We start from the raw sequence: 16,221 nt of genomic DNA on the forward strand, positions 1-16,221 counted from the left end.
GTCCGTTATGCTGAATCGTTGCAGGGATCACCTTTTTAAGGGGGTAAAACCGCCCCAGAAATGGCATGATCGCCGTGCAGTCGCCTTGCACGATGTGACGGATTTTTGCGCAATATATGCGAGTTTATCTGCGTTACTTGAAGTTTTATCGTCATGTAGTGTAAAAAGTGGCGCACGCAATCGATTACCTATGCGCGGACGGATCAGCGGCACCCTTCACTGATCCGCTTGCAGCAGAGGCGGAGAGCGGGAGAGACCTTTTCCTGCCTGTTGGCTCAAATTAATGGCGGCTTTTAACACGGAAAATCTGATGAAAACCACGCAAACGGGCACGCTGGGTGCGCTTGAGAGTGACGTCGATACGGGATGGCGTAAAACCGATACCATGTGGATGCTGGGTTTATACGGCACGGCAATTGGCGCGGGTGTACTGTTCCTGCCAATTAATGCGGGCGTCGGCGGTCTGATCCCGCTGATCATTATGGCGGTGCTGGCATTCCCGCTGACCTTCTTTGCGCACCGCGCTCTGACGCGCTTTGTGCTCTCCGGTAAAAATCCGGCCGGTGATATCACTGAAGTGGTCGAGGAGCATTTTGGCGTCGGCGCGGGCAAGCTGATTACGCTGCTCTATTTCTTCGCTATCTACCCGATACTGCTGATGTACAGCGTGGCGATTACCAACACGGTAGAGAGCCTGATGGTGCATCAGCTTGGCCTGGTGCCACCGCCGCGTGTGCTGCTGTCGCTGCTGCTGATTGTCGGACTGATGACCATTGTTCGTTTCGGCGAGAAGATGATCGTGAAAGCGATGAGCGTACTGGTTTACCCGTTTGTGGCGGTACTGATGCTGATGGCCTGCTACCTGATTCCACACTGGCACGGCGCGGCGCTGTCGACTCTGAACGTTCAGCCTGCGGGCAGCAGCCTGTGGATGACGCTGTGGCTGGCAATTCCGGTGATGGTCTTCTCGTTTAACCATTCACCCATCATCTCTTCCTTTGCGCTGGCGAAGCGCGAAGAGTATGGCGATGCCGCTGAGAAAAAGTGTTCACGCATTCTGGCCTGTTCGCACCTGATGATGGTGGTGACGGTGATGTTCTTTGTGTTCAGCTGCGTGCTGAGCCTGTCGCCCGAAGATTTACACGCTGCCAAGGCGCAAAACATCACCATCCTTTCTTATCTGGCTAACCATTTTCAGGTGCCGATGATTGCGTGGATGGGGCCGCTGATTGCCATTGTGGCGATCACTAAATCATTTCTGGGTCACTATCTGGGTGCGCGCGAAGGATTTAACGGTATGGTCAATAAGGCGTTGCGCAGCCGTGGTAAGACCATCGCGCCAGCCAGACTGAATCGTCTGACGGCACTCTTTATGCTGCTGACCACGTGGCTGGTGGCGACGCTGGACCCGAATATTCTCGGCATGATTGAGACACTGGGCGGACCGATTATTGCCATGATCCTGTTCCTGATGCCGATGTATGCCATCCAGAAGGTGCCCGCGATGCGTAAATACAGTGGTCACATCAGCAACCTGTTTGTTGTGCTGATCGGACTAATTGCTATCTCTGCAATCTTCTATTCGCTGGTGAAGTAACACGCAACAGGCGCATCTCAGTCACGCTGAGACGCGCCTGCTTTCCTGCCCGCCACTCGCCGTTCTTACTCTCCTCATCCGCAATTCTGCGCCATCGCTTCGTGATTTCAGCCAGCAGTCGCTTTCCTGCTCTTCTCTGCCAGTAGCATCCGGTCAGCAATTTTTACATTTGTTACGTATTCGCATGGTAAAGTAAACGCGAATAATTATTATTCCTTTATGGGACAGGAGAAAAATGAAAATCGGGATTGCTGCAGCTACCACACTTTTACTGTCAACGGCCTGTGCGGCTACCACCTATCCGGTCACCGTGACCGACATGGATGGCCAGAAAATTACGCTGCAAAAAGAGCCGCAACATGTAATTTTGCAGGATGGGCGCGACGTGATGTCGCTGGCACTTCTGGATCGACAGAATCCGTTTCAGCGGGTTGTCGCCTGGAACAACCTGCCGAAAAAGCAGGACACTCAGACCTGGGAGCTGCTGAAGCAGCGCTGGCCGCAGGCCGCATCCATTGTGGACATGGGCTTTAACGATCAGGGACAGGTCAATCTGGAGAGCGTGCTGGCTAAGCAGCCCGATATGATGATTGCCCAGCTGCGTGCCAAACCGGCCCTGATGCAGTCAGGCGTGCTGGCGACCCTGAAAAATCTGCATATCCCGGTGCTGTTCCTGGATGATGAACTCCATCCAAAAGAGAATACCCTGAAGAGTGTGAAAGTGCTGGGCACCGTTCTTAACCGCGAAGCCGAGGCGAAAGCCTACGCAGATTTTTACCAGCAGCGCTGGGAGATGCTTCAGCAGAAGATTGCGCAGGTGCAGCACAAGCCGACAGTGTTTATTGAGCCGATTGCCGGTAACAGCGATAACTGCTGCTTCACCCATGGTCATAACGGCTGGGGTGCACTGGTAGAAGCGGTCGGCGGAAAAAATATTGGCTCAGCGTTACTGCCTGGCAGTTCAGGGTTTGTGTCGCTGGAGAAGATTATCGCGATGAAGCCGGACGTCTACATCATGACCGGCTCTAAACGGCCGAACAGCAACGTACTGCCGTTTGGCTACGGTGCCAGCCAGGCCGACGTGATCGCCACCTTTAACCGCCTGCAGAGCCGTACCGGTCTGGAGCAGATCGAACCGGTAAAACAGAAGCGGGTGTATGGCGTTTATCACCATTTCTATAATCACCCTTACAACATTATCGGGATGGAAATTCTGGCAAAAGATCTCTATCCGGAGTTGTTCAGGGATCTGGATCCGACGGCTGATTATCACCACATTGTGACGCACTTTACCGGGTTACCGGACGCCCCAGTGATCCTCAGTACGCCATAACCGGATAAAGCGTCAGAGAGCGATTCAGCATCCTGACGCATCTCAACGCTTCAACAGTCAGCCTGATGCGTGATTATCAGGCTGACTCTTTGATATCTGGATTACGTCAGGAAAGCTGTCCGGATATGACGCGTGTTAAGAAAGCGCTAAGCAAGCGTAATAGTGTGTAAGTTACCGGATTTTAAGACTTTTGAAGATGTCTCCCGCCACAATTATTGCCATCATGCCGATCAACGGTGCCTGAACAGCCGTTATTTTCGGAGGCAGTATCATGAAAAAAACAACACTCACGCTTATCGCTTCACTTTTGACATGCAGCACACTCTTTTCTCAGGCCTCACGGGCAGATGATCACGGAGACGCACAGCGTATTCCGGTGCCACATCAGAATGATGATCATCGTCCTGACAATCGCGGTCCTGACCAGAATCGCGGCCGCGACAATCGCGATCATGATATGGGCAATCATCGCCCGGATCAGGATAACAAACGCCATGGCAGAGAAGGCCGCAATGAACGGGACCATTTCGCCTGGCAGGGGCACGACTTTCGTCGCGGCCATCCTGTTCCGCCAGAATATCGCGGTGACCATTATCGTGTAGCCGACTGGCATGAACGCGGTCTGCGTGAACCGCCACGTGGTTATCACTGGGCAAACATTGATGGCAACTATGTGCTGATTGCTGCCGCGACCGGGGTGATTACCGCGCTGGTGCTGAATAGCGCCCTGAACTGATTCTCAAGGGATGGCTCAGGCCATCCCTCTTTCTTTCCGTTTTGCTGCGCCAGCGGCTATCCTGAGACTCCACTCTGAAATTTCCTGTGTAAGGAGTCATGATGACGACGGTTAAGATGGTTGCGGTAGATATGGATGGCACGTTTCTGGACGATAACAAGCAGTACAATCGATCCCGTTTTCTCGACTGCTATCAGCAACTCACCGCCCGTGACATCAAATTTGTGGTGGCCAGCGGCAATCAGTATTACCAGCTCAAATCCTTCTTCCCGGAGATCGCCAGCGATATCGCTTTTGTGGCAGAGAACGGCGCATGGATTATTGATCGTGATGAGGAGCTGTTTTGCGGTGCCTTTGAACAACGTGATGTGGAAGCGGTAATCGACACCCTGCAAAACGGCAACTATCCCGGCCTGCGTTACCTGCTGTGTGGACGTGACAGCGCGTATTACTTCGAGGGCATGGAAGAGATCTGGCTTAAGAAGATGCGCCACTACTGTCATCGGCTGAAGCCGATTCATCATCTGAATGAGGTGCAGGATGACAGGCTGTTTAAGTTCGCACTGAATCTGTCTGACGATCACATCGAATCACTGATGGCGGATATTGAGCGTTTGCATCAGGGCCGCGTGGCGGCGACCTCCAGCGGTCACGGTTCGGTAGATTTGATCGTGCCGGGAAATCATAAAGCGCACGGTCTGGATCTGCTGGCTCAACGCTGGGGGATTTCGCACGATCAGGTGCTGGCTTTCGGCGATGGCGGTAACGATCTGGAGATGCTTAAACAGTCCGGCTTCAGTTTTGCCATGGGTAACGCGCCTGAGCGGGTGAAGCAGGCGGCGCGCTTTGAAGCGCCCTCTAACAACGAGCAGGGCGTGCTGCAGGTGATTGAGCAGATGCTGGCAGGTGAGGAGCCTTTTAGCGCCAGAGTGGCTTAGCCTCGCATCTCTGAGCGCGGGTGCAACAGGATTGCGCTGAGCGGATGCCTGACCTGCCAGGGCTGGCAGGTCAGAATTGCCGGAACAGGGAAGACGGGATTCGCGTTGATCACGCCGTGATTTGCCAGGCCTGCGTAATCATGGTCTGCATCTGTTCTTGGCTGTAATTTACCAGCGAGTTTTTGCTGTTGGCACGCGCCAGGATCCACTCGACCTCGGTGCGGCTCAGTGTGGGGCCATCCTGCCAGAACGGGGTGATCGACTGCGCCTGCAGCCACTGCTTCAGAAACTGTGCCGGTGAATCCGTGGTTTCGCTGAAAAGTTGTGGGTGTAGCTCCGCCATCAGCTTTCGCTGAAGCGGCTGCTCGCTATCAGACAACAGATCCAGGAACGGAAACAGAAGCCGTCCGCATACTTCTCCGTGATGGAACGGTTTTATCGCCCCCAGTTCTCCCGCAATACCGTGGATCACGCCGAGACCCGCACTGCTGAGACTGACACCTCCCAGCCACGACGCCATCATCATCGCTTCTCGTGCCTCATCACCAACCGCATTCTCGCGATTGAGTGCAGGCCAGGCCTGAATAAACTGACGCAGACCGGTCAGCGCCAGCTGTCGGGTGAAGAGATTGCCTTTGCTGGAGAGATACGCTTCAAAAAGGTGGGTAAAAGCATCGATTCCGCAGGTCGCCAGCACAGAGTCAGGTGCACCTTTCAGCAGATCCGGGTCAAGAATCGCCACCTCTGGCACAAAGACCGGGTGGCGCAATGACGCTTTGATTTGAATGTCCTGCTGATCGGTTACCACCGCATTTTGCGTCACTTCACTGCCGGTCCCGGCAGTAGTCGGAACAGCAATCAGCGGCAACGTGATGGACTGAACGGCGGTGTCACCCACTTTTTCCAGATAACGGGCGACAGGTAACGGATGCTTTACCATCGCACTGAACGCTTTCGCCGCATCCAGCACACTCCCTCCGCCAATCGCGACTACCCGATCAACATGCCCGCGCCAGCGCGCAACCCAGCCATCAATTTCAGTGGGTGAGGCTTCATGGCTGACAATTTCGTAGCCAATAATGTGATCGTTGAGGCCAGCTTTCAGCCGGGCGTAGGCCGGGCCCTGCAGGAAAGATTGTCCGCAAAACAGCAGGGTAGGCTGTGAACGGGCTGCCAGCAGCGGCACCAGCTTATCCAGACTGCCGCGGCCAAAGAGGGTTCGTTGATTACTGTACAGCTCACTCAGGTTCTCACTCACCAGTGCATCCTTTTTACATTTCACTAAAATCTGAGTGTAACGAAAAGCGCGGCGTCGACACTGGCAAACTTTCTGATAACGCATCGGCAAAAAGTTGATCACCTTCGCAAAACAGAAATTCACCGTCGGCGGGGTGATGCTTTCCTGCCGATGTTACTCTTAACATGTTATCGGTAACAGCGTTTGTCGGGATGTGTAAACATCTTACAAAGGCACTGTTTTGTCGCCCTACGGGGATCATGATAATAAATCGACACCGTATTCCGTTCGGTGCACAAGGTGGAGAAAAGCTATGCCATTACTCTATGTGGCGATCGGCGTCGCGCTACTGTTGCTGCTGATGATTCGCTTTAAGCTCAATGGATTTATCGCGCTGATCCTGGTGGCGCTGGCCGTCGGCGTGATGCAGGGCATGCCGGTGAATAAAGTTATTACCTCAATCAAAGCGGGTGTAGGTGGCACGCTGGGCAGCCTGGCATTGATCATGGGCTTTGGTGCCATGCTCGGTAAACTGCTGGCCGACTGCGGCGGTGCGCAACGTATCGCCACCACTCTGATTGAGAAATTCGGCACTAAACACATTCAGTGGGCGCTAGTGCTGACCGGTTTTATTGTTGGATTTGCGCTGTTCTATGAAGTCGGCTTTGTACTGATGCTGCCGCTGGTATTCAGCGTGGCGGCGTCGGCGCGTGTGCCGCTGCTCTATGTCGGGGTGCCGATGGCCGCTGCTCTGTCCGTGACGCACGGTTTCCTTCCGCCCCATCCGGGTCCAACCGCCATTGCCACATTGTTTAACGCTGACATGGGTAAAACGCTGCTGTTTGGCACGCTGCTGGGTATCCCTACGGTCATTCTGGCGGGGCCGGTTTATGCCCGTTTCCTGAAAAATATCGACAAACCGATACCACAGGGGCTCTATAACCCGAAAACGTTCACCGAAGCGGAAATGCCCAGCTTTGGCGTGAGTGTCTGGACGGCACTGGTACCAGTGGTGCTGATGGCGCTGCGTGCCGTGGCGGAAATGCTGCTGCCAAAAGGCCACGTACTGCTGCCCTATGCGGAGTTCTTTGGCGACCCGGTCATGGCGACCCTGATTGCGGTGCTGATTGCCATCTTCACCTTTGGACTGAATCGTGGCCGCACGATGGAACAGGTGATGGATACCCTGACCGACTCGATCAAAATCATTGCCATGATGTTGTTGATCATCGGTGGTGGCGGTGCCTTTAAACAGGTGCTGGTGGACAGTGGCGTAGATAAATATATCGCCAGCATGATGCACTCAACGCAGCTGTCACCCATCTTTATGGCGTGGTCGATTGCCGCAGTGCTGCGTATTGCGCTGGGCTCTGCCACGGTAGCAGCGATTACTGCCGGCGGTATTGTTGCACCGCTGATTGTTACCAGTGGCGCCAGCCCGGAACTGATGGTGATCGCCGTGGGGTCTGGCAGCGTGATCTTCTCTCACGTTAACGACCCTGGATTCTGGCTGTTCAAAGAGTATTTCAACCTGACGATTGGCGAAACCATTCGCTCCTGGTCTGCGCTGGAAACCATTATTTCGGTTTGTGGCCTGGTGGGTTGCCTGTTGCTCTCCTGGGTGATTTAACCTGTCGCCGCTGGCAAATCTGTCAGCGGCTCTCCGTTCTGACCGGGTGCACGCCGTTAAAACTAAAAAGGGCCGCAAGTGCGGCCCAGGCTGTCACTTAATTCTGACGCATTAGTGAGGCGGTTCAAAACCGGCTTTCACCATCTCTTCCCGCAGCGCACGTGCAATTTCACGGTTGCCGCCAGTGACCGGGTAGATCACGTTATTCACCACATCATCAAGATAGTGCTCGTCAAACTCCTGCATAGAGAGCTGCGTGCCGCCTTCATCGTTGATGGCGAAAGAACCTCTGATATGGTTACCGCTGTTTTTGGCCTTGAGGCTGTAGCGGCCCATGCTGGTATTAATCGTACTCATAAGATCTCCTCGCGACTCATTTCAGTCTCATCACTATTGAGGCCTGCCTTGCCGCATAAATTTTAGCCAGGAGTATTCTTTAAAACGAAAAAAGAGTGCCGGTAAAAACTGGTGTTGCGATCGCTATCCCAGAAAGCAAATAAAGAGCAGAATTGGTGAACTTTTGACCAATTGAAGCCTGAGTGAAGCGGCGCGATAAATATTCCTGTCTATACTGCCTACAGGAAACGTGTCTAATCAGTGAGGGAAAAGGAAATGAAAATTATTCTGTGGATTATCGCGATTATCTTTATCGTCGGCCTGCTGACCCTGACAGGGGTGTTCAAACTGATTTTCTGATTTCTGTTTAAGCTTCAGCGACAACGGGCACCTAATCAGGTGCCCGAACTGTTTTCTGGCTGGCCAGCAGACACTGTGTAATGGGATCCATCGGCGTCGTGGGCAGCAAATCCTGGGAATCCAGGCATTTTTTACAGTTCGCACAGCGGGCACCATGAACGTTGTGCTCTTCCTCGTGATATTCCGTAAAAACGAATCGGGTGCTTCCGCACTGACTGCAGCGTATCTTCATCACCATCCTGTGCCTCACTCTCCTTTTCATTTACCCGGAAGGAAGCTATCCCCTTACCGGTTAAGCGGACGTAATCTATTGCCGGGTAATATTATTCCGGCTCGCGATAAGAAAAGTAGTTGCTCATAACGTTAATTGTTTGTTGCCAGATGCGAATCCGGACACTAAAAAGCACTTCATTGATCTTTCTCAAGGTTTGCCTGCTTTTGGCGAAAATATCAGCAGATGGCCTGCTCTCACTGGGGGGCAATGGCATAGCAGTCTCAGTGTCGTCTGAGAAAAAGTCGTTTCGGCGGAGAGGAATTTGCGATCAACTGCACATTAAATAACCAGACGCGTTACGGCGGCCTCCGGAAGCAGGGAAATCGGATTCTATGCTGAGGTTTACTACCCGCATGACGATAAAAAATAACGCTTTTGAGACGGTAGTTATCAGTAATAACAGGAATACGTCTTAATAAGATTTTCCTTTTTAACCTCAAAACGTCACGGTGTTAAAGATCAAAAAGGTTCGCCTTTCCAGCAGGTTAGCGGAAGGCACAGGCCATACGTCTGATCCCTGCTGATGAGTGTTTCGCAAGTCGAAAAGCAGGAAAGTGTGATGCATGTACGGAAAGTCGATATTTATCACTTTTTCATCAAATCATGCTGGACAAATCCCTCAGCAATTGCTGTACTAGACCCCGACACAGTTTAGTGTCCATTTTTCATGTAAAGGTAATATAGATGTCTAAGATCAAAGGTAACGTTAAGTGGTTTAATGAATCTAAAGGATTCGGTTTCATTACTCCTGAAGATGGCAGCAAAGATGTATTCGTACATTTCTCTGCAATCCAGAGCAACGGCTTCAAAACTCTGGCTGAAGGTCAGCGCGTAGAGTTTGAAATCACCGACGGCGCTAAAGGCCCATCTGCTGCTAACGTTATCAGTCTGTAAGTTAACAGTCAGAATTCTAAAAACCCGCCTTATGGCGGGTTTTTTTATGGCTGTAATCTGCGCTTCATGCCTCACATCGTAACCTTCTGAATTGTCCCCAGGGGCGCACAAACTGCGCGGCGGTTCACAATAAATCCTCGTAACATATTTATAACAACCAGCTGTGCAGCTTTTTAGCCTGCGACGCTATATAACAGTGCTACAGAACCCGATGAGTGAGGAGACAGGATGAACATACGGCATGCGGAGTTGAGAGACAGTTTTGCGTTGAGTGCCTTGCTGAGTGAGTTAGGCTATGGCGGCACTGAACGTTTCATTGAGCAGCGTCTGGCGCAGTTATGCAGCGATCCCAGCGAAGCGCTGTTAGTGGCTGAACTGGGCAGTCAGGTTCTGGGTTTCCTTTCACTTCACTTTATTCCTCAGCTGGCCCTGGCCGGTGACTTCGCCCGCATCAGTTACTTCTGTATTGCGGAAGGTGAGCGCAGCAAAGGCGTCGGCCAGCAGCTGCTCCAATATGCCGAAACGCTGGCTGCCCGCCGTGGCTGCGATCGTATGGAAGTCCATTGCCATCAGTCACGGCTCAAGGCGAATCAGTTTTACGCGCGCGAGGGTTATGCTGAATCACCCTGCTATCTCATTAAAAATCTGCAAGCGGGTTAAATTCCCGTCCTGAGGCGATGACCAGTGCCTCGGCAATCATCTCCCGCTGTTCATCCCTGAGGCTGGCGATACTGACGCGGATAAACTGTGCAGGGCCAAGTCTGCAGCGCTCGCCTGGCACGACCGCAATGCCGCGGGCTGCCAGCGTGATCATGGCAAACTGCTCGGATGCTACCGGAATATAAAGGCTCAACCCATCGCGAAGCGGCAGAGAAAGGCCGTGCCGCGCCAGCGATGCCAGCATCGCTTCGCGCCTTTGCCGGTAGATTACACGCGCAGTCTCAATCTGCTGTTGCGTCTCCTCATCTTCCAGTAACCATGCGACCGCATCCTGCAGAATGCGGCTGGTCCAGCTGACACCAAAGTTTCGCCATGACTGAATGCGTTTGACCATCTCCGAAGTCGCAGAGAGCACTGCCAGCCGGAGATCCGGACCATAGGCTTTGGAAAACGAACGGATGTGCAGCGTTCGCTCAGGAAAGGTCGACCCCATACTCCAGCACGGCTCTGCGGAGAGATCGCCAATACCATCATCTTCAACGATCAGTGTGTTGGTCTGTTGCAGAACCTGCGCCAGCGCCTGACGTCGCGTCGGGCTGATGTTGTTTCCTGTCGCCGAGTGGGTGCGGGGCTGATAGATCAGCATTACCGGTGCCTGTTCCAGCAGAGCCGACAAGACCTCTGGCAGCGGACCCTGCTCGTCACACGCCAGCGGCAGAATCTCTGCCCCGACGTTATCCAGCATATCAAGCAATCGCGTCGCGGTCGGATCTTCAATAATCACCCGATCACCCGGCGAGATAAGGGTTTGCACCAGCAGGTTCATCGCATCAAAACCGCCATCTGTTGCCAGAAACGATTCTGCCGGATAGGGCCAGCGCGGCTTGATCGCCTCAAGCAGTGGCGCTGAAATCGCTTCACGGACATAGCTGTTAAGCTGCGGTGAGTGCAGAGCCGCCTGCAGCGCACGCTGCAGATCAGGCAGCAGTGCGGGGTCTGGCGACGCCAGAGTCAGGTCAGCCCGAATGTTTTCACCGTAGTTTCCTATCTTCTCAAAGCGAATCGGACGTGGCATGACCGTATTCCCACTCACCCAGACACCACTGCGACCTTTGCCCGCCAGCACTTTCTGCTTTCTGAGTTGCGCCCAGGCAGCAGAAACGGTTGCCGGACTGATGCCCAGCTGCTCCGCAATATCCCGCACTGCAGGCATCTGCATACCTGTCGCAATCTGTCCGTCACGAATCAGCGCAGAGGCAACCTGCGCGATACCTTTCACCGAAGGTGATGTTATCTGGCTGCAAAACCAGTTGATGTCGACGCTCTCTGTCATAAGAAAATACTTTGTTCAGTAACAAAATTATGATTGTTCAGATAAGTATTCCGGATCTAGTATCAAATTCAAGCACAATTTATGACCGTCCTGACGGCGCAGCGTAAATGGAGAGATCATGGCAAGGCTACTCATCAGACTGGCGGTTCGTGACTGGGACTACTTCACCCCACTGGCGCTGGGTGATATCAGACCAGAAGGCTTTGAGTTACAGATCGACCGCGTTGGCACGCTGGTGAATGACCTGGCCACCAGCCCCGATTACGATGCGGGCGAAGTCTCCTTCAGCCGTTACGCACAAAGTCGTGCCAGAGGCGACGAAACCCTGCTCGGCCTGCCACACTTCCTGATGCGCGGCTTTCGCCAGCGCTGCATCATTACGACCGCCAGCAGCCCCATCACCACGCCAGCACAGCTGAAAGGCAAAAGAATCGGTGTCACCGGCTGGCAGGATTCGGGCAATACCTGGACACGCACGGTGCTGCGTGAAGCGGGCGTCGAAATTGATGATGTCTTCTGGTATGCCGGGCGTCTTAACGCCGATCATCCGATAGCCGATCGGCTGGCGGGATTTGGCCGGCCGGGCCGCATTGAACCCGCTCCCGGTGAGCGACCGCTGATTGAAATGCTTCACGCGGGTGAGCTGGATGCCATCTTCACACCGTTTATGCCAGAGGGTTTTTTCCTGCCTGATTCGGGCTTGCGGCAGCTGCAGGCCGATTTTTATCAGGCGGAGCGGGACTATTTTAACCGCGTCGGTTATGTGCCAGGCATTCACATTCTGGCGCTTAAACCGGCGCTGGCGATGGAGCATCCCTGGCTGCCTGCGGCGTTGAGTGACGTCATCGATCGCTCTTACCAGCTGTGGATGCAGAAAAGAGAGAAGTATGCCGACACCACACCGTGGCTGCTGGACGATTTGCGACGCACCGCGCAGGAATTACCCGCGAACTGGAATCAGAATGGTTTTAGCGCTAACAAAAAGATGATTATGGACTTTGGCCGCGAACTCTATCAGCAGGGGCTGACACACAAATTACTGACGCCGGAAGCGATGTTTCCGGCTGCTGCGGGAGAAGAGAAATGATGAAAGTGGCACTGGGACAATTTGCGGTGAGTCGCGAATGGCAGGACAACGCCAGCATTTGTCTGGACTTAATGCAGCGGGCGTCAGAAGGGGGGGCTGACCTGCTGGTCCTGCCGGAGGGTGTGCTGGCGCGCGATATAGCCGATCCCGATTTAGTGCTGAAGGCAGCGCAGCCGCTGGATGGCCCATTTCTGAGCCAGCTACTGACCGCCAGTAAAGACACTGCGCTGACCACCATGATGAGCGTTCACGTTCCCACCGAGCAGCAAAAAGCGCTCAACGTGCTGGTGGCGATTCGCAACGGTGAAATTATCGCCGCCTATGAAAAGTTGCACCTCTACGATGCATTCGCCATGCAGGAGTCGCAGCGGGTTAATCCGGGCCACGTCATTCCGCCACTGATTGAAATTGCGGGTATGAAAGTGGGATTAATGACCTGTTATGACGTCCGCTTCCCGGAACTGGCGCGTCGGCTGGTGCTGGATGGTGCAGAGGTGCTGGTGCTGCCCGCTGCCTGGGTTAAAGGGCCGCTGAAAGAGATGCACTGGGAACTGCTGACCCGGGCCCGTGCGCTGGAGAACACCTGCTACATGGTGGCGGTGGGTGAGTGTGGCCCACGCAATATCGGTAACAGTCTGGTGGTCGATCCGCTGGGCGTCGCGGTGGCGAATGCGGCGGAGTCGCCAGCACTGTTGTTTGCCGATCTCGATCCTGATCGCGTCGCCTATGCCCGCCAGGTATTGCCGGTACTGGAGAACCGACGCTTCGCCCGTCCCGAACTCAACTGATCCGCTGAACCAGGAATCCATTATGACGAAGAGAGCAACCGCCTTAATCGTGGCGCTGGGGCTGACTGCATCCCTGGCGCAGGCTGCCGACGCTATTCCGGTGCAAAAAGTTGACCAGGCTCTGCATGATCGGCTGCCGGATGAGATCAAAAAAGCGGGCAAAATGATTTCAGTAAACAACGGTTCATTTCCGCCGTATGAAATCGTTAATGGTCCGCACTCAATGGAGGGGGCTTCTACCGAGTTAACCACCGCGCTGGCGCAACTGCTGGGTGTGAAGATCGAACATGCGACGGTGAGTGGTCTGTCGGGCGTACTCACCGGCATTAATGCTGGCCGTTACCAGCTGGCGATTGGTCCGATTGGGGATTACCCGGACCGCCAGCAGAAAGTGGACTTCATCGATTTTGTGCAGGAGTTCGTGGTGTTCGGCGTGCAGAAGGGTAATCCGGCGAAAATCAATCAGCTGGACGACACCTGCGGCAAGCGTATTGCCGTGATGGCCGCGGGATCTGCAGAACAGGTCATCCGTAAGCAGTCAGCGCAGTGTGTGGCCGACGGAAAACCGGCAGTGACGGTGCAGGCCTTCACCGATCAGCCGTCGTCTATTCTGGCGGTGCGTTCTAAACGTTCCGATGCATTTTTCTCCTCTCAGGCTCCGCTGACTTACTTTGTTAATCAGGCGAAAGGGCAACTTGAGCTGGCGGGTAAAGGGCAGAAAAACGGTTTTGGCGATATCTTCCAGGGGACTGTGGTGCCAAAAGGCTCGCCGCTGGGTCAGGTAGTACTGGATGCCTATAAAGCGTTGTATCAGAACGGCACTTATGCGGCGATCATGAAAAAGTGGCAGCTTGAAGGCAATATGACTAAAGCACCCGGACTGAATCTGGCGAAAGAGGCCAGCAAATGAGCCGGCCTCGCCATCTGCACCGCGATGAGAGTGGCGAGGCGGAGCTACGTGACGTGGCATTCGCCCGCAGCGCGCCCACTTACGGACGCTGGATCAGCTGGATTGTGGTGCTGGTAATCGGCTCGAATTTGTTGTGGCTGGTGGCGACCAACCCTAATTTTGAATGGCAGGTGGTGCTGAAGTGGTTTACCGAAGAGTCCGTGCTGAAAGGGTTGCAGGTTACTCTGGGGCTGACGGTCGTGTCGATGATACTGGGCACGCTGCTGGGTCTGCTGCTGGGCGTGTGGCGGCTCTCTGAGAACCGGCTGCTGCGCGGCGTTGCCGGACTCTATATCTGGTTTTTCCGGGGGACGCCACTGCTGGTGCAGCTGATCTTCTGGTACAACCTCTCCACGCTGTTTCCCGCACTGTCGCTGACGCTGCCGTGGACCGACGTCACGCTGGCCAGCTGGAACACCAACGATCTGATTACTCCGCTGACGGCGGCTATAGCTGGGCTGGCACTGAATGAAGCCGCTTACATGGCGGAAATTATTCGCGCCGGTCTGTTATCGGTGGATAACGGTCAGGTGGAGACCACACAAGCTTTTGGCATGAGCCGGTGGCGGGCGCTGAGACGCATTATTATTCCGCAGGCGATGCGTTCTATTATTCCGCCAACCGGCAACCAGTTGATCAGTATGATCAAGGCGACATCGCTGGTCAGCGTGATCGCGATGGGCGATCTGCTTTACTCGGTACAGGCGATCTACAACCGTACCTTTGAGATCATCCCAATGCTCATGGTGGCGGTGATCTGGTATCTGCTGATCACCTCGATTCTCAATATGGGCCAGTCCGCCATTGAGCGCTATTACGCGCGCGGCACCCGCCGGGTGGCCAGCGTCCCCAGACGCGCTGCCGCAGAAGGTAACGCGCAACCTCAGCAGGAGGAGCGATGAGTCAGAGTGAACCCCTGGTCTGCGCCCGAAACGTGCAGAAGAATTATGGCGACAATCAGGTTCTGAAAGGGATAGATCTGGATGTCTTCCCTGGTGAAGTGGTCGTGATTCTCGGGCCATCCGGTTCTGGTAAATCCACATTTCTGCGCTGTATTAATCACCTTGAAGAGATGAATGCCGGTTCGATTCGGGTCGGCGATGAGCAGATTGGTTATGTGCTCAAAGGACATGTGCTGCACCGACTTTCGTCCCGCCAGATTGCCCGTCAACGTCAGAAAATCGGTATGGTGTTTCAGCAGTTCAATCTTTATCCGCATATGACGGTGCTGCAGAACATCATTGAGGCGCCTATCGGCGTGCATAAATTTCCGCGTCAGGAGGCAATGGCCCATGCCCGAGCGCTGCTGGCGACGGTAGGATTAAGTGATAAAGCGGACGCCTGGCCGCGTCATTTGTCGGGCGGACAGCAGCAGCGTGTGGCGATTGCGCGTGCGCTGGCGATCAAACCGCAATTGATGCTGTTTGATGAACCGACTTCTGCACTCGATCCGGAACTGGTGGGCGAGGTACTGGCGACCATGCGTACCCTGGCTGATCAGGGATTAACGATGATCGTAGTGACCCATGAAATCAGTTTTGCGCGGGAAGCCGCCGATCGCGTCGTCTTTATGGATGGGGGAGTGGTGGTGGAGCAGGGCACGCCGGAAGAGGTGATCGCGAATCCACAGCATCCACGCACCCAGGCTTTTCTCAGTCGCTTTATATGAGTTCTTACTCACTCTGTTACAGATTCCAGTTGTCGCCGCAGGCAAACTGCGCGTAAATAACAGTCACCGTGATTTGAATAAGTTGAAAGGTTAAATATGGAAGGTATCAGTATTGCCAAGCTGCTGATTATCGGTGCGCTTATCGTACTGCTTTTTGGTACCAACAAGTTGCGCTCACTGGGCGGCGATCTGGGCTCCGCGATTAAGGGCTTCAAAAAAGCCATGAAAGACGAAGATACCAGCGCAACCCGAACAGCCGCTGAAGACGTACCGGCAGAACGCGTCGTTCATAAAGATTAATCGGTTATTTGCTGAAAATAACTGTTACTTTTTATTTCAGGCAACGTCAGGCACGCATAAAAAAACCAGGCTGTTTCCAGTCTGGTTTTTTGTTTTTTCA

Annotated in this window: 16 protein-coding genes; 13 read left to right on the forward strand and 3 right to left on the reverse strand. The window is 54.0% G+C overall.

Annotated features, from left to right (window positions below; all coding sequences use genetic code 11):
- The first annotated feature begins 310 nt into the window (after nucleotides 1–310).
- The 4 genes from P2R09_RS01270 (at nucleotide 311) to P2R09_RS01285 (ending at nucleotide 4,604) form a co-directional block, all read left to right on the forward strand.
- Nucleotides 311–1,597, forward strand: a complete 1,287-nt coding sequence (locus P2R09_RS01270) for an HAAAP family serine/threonine permease (RefSeq protein ID WP_008924991.1) — start codon at nucleotides 311–313, stop codon at nucleotides 1,595–1,597.
- A 235-nt stretch (nucleotides 1,598–1,832) separates the two neighbouring features.
- On the forward strand, nucleotides 1,833–2,930 hold the full coding sequence (locus P2R09_RS01275) for an ABC transporter substrate-binding protein (RefSeq protein WP_275766367.1): 1,098 nt from the start codon (nucleotides 1,833–1,835) through the stop codon (nucleotides 2,928–2,930).
- Nucleotides 2,931–3,201: 271 nt separating this feature from the next.
- Nucleotides 3,202–3,666, forward strand: a complete 465-nt coding sequence (locus P2R09_RS01280) for an RcnB family protein (protein ID WP_275766368.1) — start codon at nucleotides 3,202–3,204, stop codon at nucleotides 3,664–3,666.
- 101 nt (nucleotides 3,667–3,767) lie between these two features.
- Nucleotides 3,768–4,604: a Cof-type HAD-IIB family hydrolase gene (locus tag P2R09_RS01285; RefSeq protein ID WP_275767251.1), complete on the forward strand. Its 837-nt coding sequence runs from the start codon at nucleotides 3,768–3,770 to the stop codon at nucleotides 4,602–4,604.
- A gap of 109 nt (nucleotides 4,605–4,713) precedes the next feature.
- On the opposite strand, the gene P2R09_RS01290 is transcribed toward P2R09_RS01285, so the two are convergent.
- The gene (locus P2R09_RS01290) at nucleotides 4,714–5,862 is read right to left on the reverse strand and encodes an iron-containing alcohol dehydrogenase (protein ID WP_275766370.1); all 1,149 of its coding nucleotides are present in this window, start codon (nucleotides 5,860–5,862) and stop codon (nucleotides 4,714–4,716) included.
- 292 nt (nucleotides 5,863–6,154) lie between these two features.
- Here P2R09_RS01290 and gntT point away from each other — a divergent pair, with 292 nt between their 5' ends.
- On the forward strand, nucleotides 6,155–7,471 hold the full coding sequence (gene gntT, locus P2R09_RS01295; protein WP_003854041.1) for a gluconate transporter: 1,317 nt from the start codon (nucleotides 6,155–6,157) through the stop codon (nucleotides 7,469–7,471).
- A 111-nt stretch (nucleotides 7,472–7,582) separates the two neighbouring features.
- Here gntT and P2R09_RS01300 read toward each other — a convergent pair whose 3' ends face one another.
- Complete coding sequence (locus P2R09_RS01300; RefSeq protein WP_003854040.1) at nucleotides 7,583–7,828, reverse strand: hypothetical protein; 246 nt, start codon at nucleotides 7,826–7,828, stop codon at nucleotides 7,583–7,585.
- A gap of 1,297 nt (nucleotides 7,829–9,125) precedes the next feature.
- On the opposite strand from P2R09_RS01300, the gene cspE reads away from it, so the two are divergent.
- Complete coding sequence (cspE, locus tag P2R09_RS01305) at nucleotides 9,126–9,335, forward strand: transcription antiterminator/RNA stability regulator CspE (protein WP_006118399.1); 210 nt, start codon at nucleotides 9,126–9,128, stop codon at nucleotides 9,333–9,335.
- A 228-nt stretch (nucleotides 9,336–9,563) separates the two neighbouring features.
- A complete protein-coding gene (locus P2R09_RS01310; RefSeq protein WP_275766374.1) occupies nucleotides 9,564–9,995 on the forward strand; it encodes a GNAT family N-acetyltransferase in 432 nt (143 codons plus the stop codon).
- Here the strand turns inward: P2R09_RS01310 and P2R09_RS01315 are convergent.
- Complete coding sequence (locus P2R09_RS01315; protein WP_275766376.1) at nucleotides 9,973–11,328, reverse strand: aminotransferase class I/II-fold pyridoxal phosphate-dependent enzyme; 1,356 nt, start codon at nucleotides 11,326–11,328, stop codon at nucleotides 9,973–9,975. The two genes, P2R09_RS01310 and P2R09_RS01315, sit on opposite strands and share 23 nt — an antisense overlap.
- A 118-nt stretch (nucleotides 11,329–11,446) precedes the next feature.
- Here P2R09_RS01315 and P2R09_RS01320 point away from each other — a divergent pair, with 118 nt between their 5' ends.
- The 6 genes from P2R09_RS01320 to tatE all read left to right on the forward strand — a co-directional run bounded on the left by P2R09_RS01320 (nucleotide 11,447) and on the right by tatE (nucleotide 16,121).
- Complete coding sequence (locus P2R09_RS01320; RefSeq protein WP_275766379.1) at nucleotides 11,447–12,415, forward strand: ABC transporter substrate-binding protein; 969 nt, start codon at nucleotides 11,447–11,449, stop codon at nucleotides 12,413–12,415.
- Nucleotides 12,415–13,203 (forward strand): deaminated glutathione amidase, encoded by a 789-nt coding sequence (locus P2R09_RS01325; protein WP_275767253.1) that lies wholly within the window; start codon nucleotides 12,415–12,417, stop codon nucleotides 13,201–13,203. The genes P2R09_RS01320 and P2R09_RS01325 overlap by 1 nt, the downstream gene beginning before the upstream one ends.
- A 22-nt stretch (nucleotides 13,204–13,225) precedes the next feature.
- Complete coding sequence (locus tag P2R09_RS01330) at nucleotides 13,226–14,113, forward strand: ABC transporter substrate-binding protein (protein ID WP_275766381.1); 888 nt, start codon at nucleotides 13,226–13,228, stop codon at nucleotides 14,111–14,113.
- Nucleotides 14,110–15,054 carry an amino acid ABC transporter permease gene (locus P2R09_RS01335; protein WP_275766384.1) on the forward strand — a complete coding sequence of 315 codons (945 nt, stop codon included), beginning with the start codon at nucleotides 14,110–14,112 and terminating at the stop codon, nucleotides 15,052–15,054. Before P2R09_RS01330 ends, P2R09_RS01335 begins: the two co-directional genes overlap by 4 nt.
- On the forward strand, nucleotides 15,051–15,821 hold the full coding sequence (locus P2R09_RS01340; protein WP_275766386.1) for an amino acid ABC transporter ATP-binding protein: 771 nt from the start codon (nucleotides 15,051–15,053) through the stop codon (nucleotides 15,819–15,821). Before P2R09_RS01335 ends, P2R09_RS01340 begins: the two co-directional genes overlap by 4 nt.
- Before the next feature lie 96 nt (nucleotides 15,822–15,917).
- Entirely contained in the window at nucleotides 15,918–16,121 is a 204-nt protein-coding gene (gene tatE, locus P2R09_RS01345) for a twin-arginine translocase subunit TatE (RefSeq protein WP_010671272.1), read from the forward strand.
- Nucleotides 16,122–16,221: the final 100 nt, after the last annotated feature.

The sequence above is a fragment of the Pantoea sp. Cr_R13 genome (assembly GCF_029222565.1).
Taxonomy (GTDB): domain Bacteria; phylum Pseudomonadota; class Gammaproteobacteria; order Enterobacterales; family Enterobacteriaceae; genus Pantoea; species Pantoea eucalypti.

Excerpts from the sequence above, each read along its gene's own strand:
- P2R09_RS01270 (WP_008924991.1), top strand. The coding sequence starts at position 311 with ATGAAAACCACGCAAACGGGCACGCTGGGTGCGCTTGAGAGTGACGTC.
- P2R09_RS01275 (WP_275766367.1), top strand. The coding sequence starts at position 1,833 with ATGAAAATCGGGATTGCTGCAGCTACCACACTTTTACTGTCAACGGCC.
- P2R09_RS01280 (WP_275766368.1), top strand. The coding sequence starts at position 3,202 with ATGAAAAAAACAACACTCACGCTTATCGCTTCACTTTTGACATGCAGC.
- P2R09_RS01285 (WP_275767251.1), top strand. The coding sequence starts at position 3,768 with ATGACGACGGTTAAGATGGTTGCGGTAGATATGGATGGCACGTTTCTG.
- gntT (WP_003854041.1), top strand. The coding sequence starts at position 6,155 with ATGCCATTACTCTATGTGGCGATCGGCGTCGCGCTACTGTTGCTGCTG.
- P2R09_RS01300 (WP_003854040.1), bottom strand. The coding sequence starts at position 7,828 with ATGAGTACGATTAATACCAGCATGGGCCGCTACAGCCTCAAGGCCAAA.
- cspE (WP_006118399.1), top strand. The coding sequence starts at position 9,126 with ATGTCTAAGATCAAAGGTAACGTTAAGTGGTTTAATGAATCTAAAGGA.
- P2R09_RS01310 (WP_275766374.1), top strand. The coding sequence starts at position 9,564 with ATGAACATACGGCATGCGGAGTTGAGAGACAGTTTTGCGTTGAGTGCC.
- P2R09_RS01315 (WP_275766376.1), bottom strand. The coding sequence starts at position 11,328 with ATGACAGAGAGCGTCGACATCAACTGGTTTTGCAGCCAGATAACATCA.
- P2R09_RS01320 (WP_275766379.1), top strand. The coding sequence starts at position 11,447 with ATGGCAAGGCTACTCATCAGACTGGCGGTTCGTGACTGGGACTACTTC.
- P2R09_RS01325 (WP_275767253.1), top strand. The coding sequence starts at position 12,415 with ATGAAAGTGGCACTGGGACAATTTGCGGTGAGTCGCGAATGGCAGGAC.
- P2R09_RS01330 (WP_275766381.1), top strand. The coding sequence starts at position 13,226 with ATGACGAAGAGAGCAACCGCCTTAATCGTGGCGCTGGGGCTGACTGCA.
- P2R09_RS01335 (WP_275766384.1), top strand. The coding sequence starts at position 14,110 with ATGAGCCGGCCTCGCCATCTGCACCGCGATGAGAGTGGCGAGGCGGAG.
- P2R09_RS01340 (WP_275766386.1), top strand. The coding sequence starts at position 15,051 with ATGAGTCAGAGTGAACCCCTGGTCTGCGCCCGAAACGTGCAGAAGAAT.
- tatE (WP_010671272.1), top strand. The coding sequence starts at position 15,918 with ATGGAAGGTATCAGTATTGCCAAGCTGCTGATTATCGGTGCGCTTATC.